The organism is Mesorhizobium sp. M7A.F.Ca.CA.002.05.1.1 (genome assembly GCF_003998335.1).
GTDB lineage: Bacteria > Pseudomonadota > Alphaproteobacteria > Rhizobiales > Rhizobiaceae > Mesorhizobium.
Genome location: NZ_RZQI01000731.1, coordinates 1 through 3,072 on the forward strand (window position 1 = coordinate 1; position 3,072 = coordinate 3,072).

A 3,072-nucleotide genomic window follows, 5' to 3' on the forward strand; every position below is an offset into this window, starting at 1 on the left:
CGTCCCAAGATCGGCAGCTGGGTCGAGCCGAAGGAACGCTGGAACCTGCTCGATCGCGATGTGCTTGCCTGGTACGCGACGTCGCCGGATCGCGAAGTGTTCCTCAAGACGGTGCAGGAATTCCGCCACATCATCGAGCCGGAAGCGACCGCGTTTGCCGCCATGCGAAGAACCGACGAGCAGATGGCCGAGATCAGCCTGGCCTGCCGGGAGATGGGAGAGGCGACGAGCCTGCAGGAGCGGACCCGTGCCGACACGCGCTTCCATCTTGCCATCCTGCGGGCTTCGGGCAATGACCTTCTGGTGCCGCTCGGCGTACTGATCGAGTCCGCGTTCGATCACCTCTTTGCCTATACGACGCGGGAGATCGACGATCTCAACCACGCGCAGAAGCTGCACGAGGCGATCGAGAAGAACATCCGCTTGCAGCGCCCCGACGCCGCGCGCAATGCAGTGCGCAAACTGCTCGCCAACACAGACGGCGTCATCCGCGCCCGGTAGGGCCGGCCGCCGCTAATCATCCTTGTCACGTCCGAAGGCGCTGCGCAGTTCGTCCTTGGCGTCCTCAAGCACTTTTTTGCGCGCGGCAGGCAAGTTCTTGCCGGCGCGGTTGATGTAAAAATTCAGCATCGACATGGCGGATTGGAAAGGCTCGGCCTTGCGCCTGTGGCTGTGTTCGGCGGATCGTTTCAGCGAGCCGGCGATCTTCCTGGCGTCGTCGGATTCGAAGACGTGATCCTCAAGATCCATTGCGTTGCTGTGCTCGGTCACCTCGGCCGACCATTTTTTCCTGGTGGCGGTCATCGCTGGACTCCTTTGCAGGGTGGGTTGCCGGGAAAACTCTGCACATCGGCATCGGTTCCGGCCTGGCTCTGGAGCCACGGATTTGCCCGCTGTGGCGCTGCTGCGGCCTGAGAATGCGCCGATAGTGGCGCAAACGGCAGCCGATCTCCGAGACCGCCGACAGGAAACGCCTTGACCCGAACCGACAGCATCCAGCCCGGCCCCGGCATCGACAGCTCCTATGCCTGGATGCGGCTTGCCATCTCGATGCTGCTGGCGACGATCGGCGCCGTGGGCATGTGGGCTGTCGTCGTCGTGCTGCCTGCGGTGCAGGCCGAGTTCGGCGTCGACCGCGCCGCGGCGTCCATGCCATACACCGCGACCATGGTCGGTTTCGCCGCCGGCAACGTGCTGGTCGGCCGCGCCATCGACCGGATGGGTTACTGGATCCCGGCGCTGCTCTCTTCGATTGCGCTTTCCGCCGGCCTGCTGCTCGCGGCGCTGTCGACCTCGATCCTGCAATTCACGCTTGCCCAAGGAGTGCTGATCGGTGTCGGCACGTCGGTGATCTTCGGGCCGCTGATCGCCGATATCTCGCACTGGTTCAACCGTCGTCGCGGTGTCGCGGTCACGGCGGCGGCGGCCGGCAATTACCTTGCCGGAGCGTTGTGGCCGACCATCATGCCGACGCTGATGAAGGCGGAAGGCTGGCGCTTCACCTATGCGGCAATCGGCATCTTCTGCCTGGTGACAATGGTGCCGCTGGTGCTGATGCTGCGGCGCGGTGCCCCGGCGGCGGCCGTCGCGGGTTCGCCCGGAAGCCGATCGGTGCAGCCGATCTCGCTGTCGCCGGCGGCCTTGCAGGTGCTGCTGGTCGTCGCCGGGCTCGGCTGCTGCGTGGCGATGTCGATGCCGCAAGTGCATATCGTCGCCTATTGCATGGACCTCGGCTACGGCGTGGCGCATGGCGCCGACATGCTGTCGATCATGATGGCCGGCGGCGTCGTCAGCCGGCTGGCGTCCGGCTTCCTCGCCGACCGTATCGGCGCGGTGTGGACATTGATGATCGGCTCGGTGCTGCAGTGCCTGTCGCTGCTGTTCTATATCCCGTTCGACGGGCTTGCCTCGCTCTATGTGGTGTCGCTGGTGTTCGGCCTGTCGCAGGGCGGCATCGTGCCTTGCTACGCGATCATAGTGCGCGATTACATGCCGGCCAGGGAGGCCGGCCAGCGTATCGGCATCGTCATGATGGCGACCATCTTCGGCATGGCGATCGGCGGCTGGATGTCGGGCTGGATCTACGATTTGACTGGTTCCTACGCCGCCGCATTCCTCAACGGCATCGCGTGGAATTTGCTGAACCTGGTGGCGATCGGGCTGCTGTTCTGGAAGGCACGGCGCAGCACAGCCGTGACGGCCTGAGCTCACCGTGCCCAATGGTCCGGGAGCTGCGCGGCTTGACAACCACCCAAGGCTGCGCGACGCCGGAAGGCGAATGGGTGCGGCAACAGGCCGGTTTGGCATGACGACGGTGGCAAAGACCCCGAATATGGTTCCAAAGGCGCTTGGCTGCACAAGCCAGTCGCCAGGAGTGCGTCCTTGACCAAGCCGCGCTCGCGCCGGGGCGGCGGTCGCCCGACCATCGCGGATGTCGCACGCAAGGCCGGCGTCGGCGCCATCACCGTGTCGCGCGCCCTGCGCGAGCCGGAGCGTGTGTCCGAAGAGCTGCGCCGCCAGATCCAGGCCGCCGTCGACGAACTGGGCTACGTGCCGGACCCGAATGCCCGGGCGCTCGCCTCGGCGCGCGCCGAGGTGTTCGGCGTGCTGGTGCCGTCGCTGACCAACAACGTCTTCGCCGAGGTGGTGCGCGGCATCTATGACAGCCTGTCGGCCAGCCCGTTCCGCATCCAGCTTGGCAACACCCACTATTCCGGCCTCGAGGAAGAGCGGCTGCTGCAGGTGTTCGGTTCGCAACGGCCAGCCGCGCTGATCGTCGCCGGCATCGATCAGACACCGGCTTCGCGAAAGCTGCTGGAAAGTGCCGGCTGCCCTGTGGTGCAGGTCATGGAAACCGGTCCAGATCCGGTCGACATGATGGTCGGCTTCTCGCATCTCGATGGCGGCAGGGCGGCGACCGAGCATCTGATCGAGGCGGGCTATCGCCGCATCGGCTTCATCGGCGCGCGCATGGATCCGCGTTCGCAGCGGCGCCTTGCCGGCTATCGCGCGGCGATGGAGGCCGCGGGCCTGTTCGACTCGCGCCTCGTAACCACCACGCCGGTGCTGTCC

4 protein-coding genes are annotated in these 3,072 nt (G+C 65.9%); 3 read left to right on the top strand and 1 reads right to left on the bottom strand.

What is annotated here, in order from left to right; genetic code table 11:
- Positions 1-501 (top strand): FadR/GntR family transcriptional regulator (locus tag EN939_RS27470; protein WP_164751263.1); only part of this gene is annotated, 501 nt, incomplete at its 5' end.
- A 12-nt stretch (positions 502-513) separates the two neighbouring features.
- Here EN939_RS27470 and EN939_RS27475 read toward each other — a convergent pair.
- The gene (locus tag EN939_RS27475; RefSeq protein WP_127270870.1) at positions 514-804 is read right to left on the bottom strand and encodes a DUF3175 domain-containing protein; all 291 of its coding nucleotides are present in this window, start codon (positions 802-804) and stop codon (positions 514-516) included.
- A 171-nt stretch (positions 805-975) separates the two neighbouring features.
- Between EN939_RS27475 and EN939_RS27480 the strand changes: the two genes are divergently transcribed.
- Together EN939_RS27480 and EN939_RS27485 are read left to right on the top strand one after the other, a co-directional pair.
- Positions 976-2,205, top strand: coding sequence for an MFS transporter (locus EN939_RS27480; protein WP_127270871.1), 1,230 nt, complete (start codon positions 976-978; stop codon positions 2,203-2,205).
- 177 nt (positions 2,206-2,382) lie between these two features.
- On the top strand, positions 2,383-3,072 hold a 690-nt coding region (locus tag EN939_RS27485), incomplete at its 3' end, for a LacI family DNA-binding transcriptional regulator (RefSeq protein WP_164751264.1).

What these genes read in the sequence shown, in the direction of transcription:
- EN939_RS27475 (WP_127270870.1), bottom strand. Translation starts at nt 804, where the DNA reads ATGACCGCCACCAGGAAAAAATGGTCGGCCGAGGTGACCGAGCACAGC.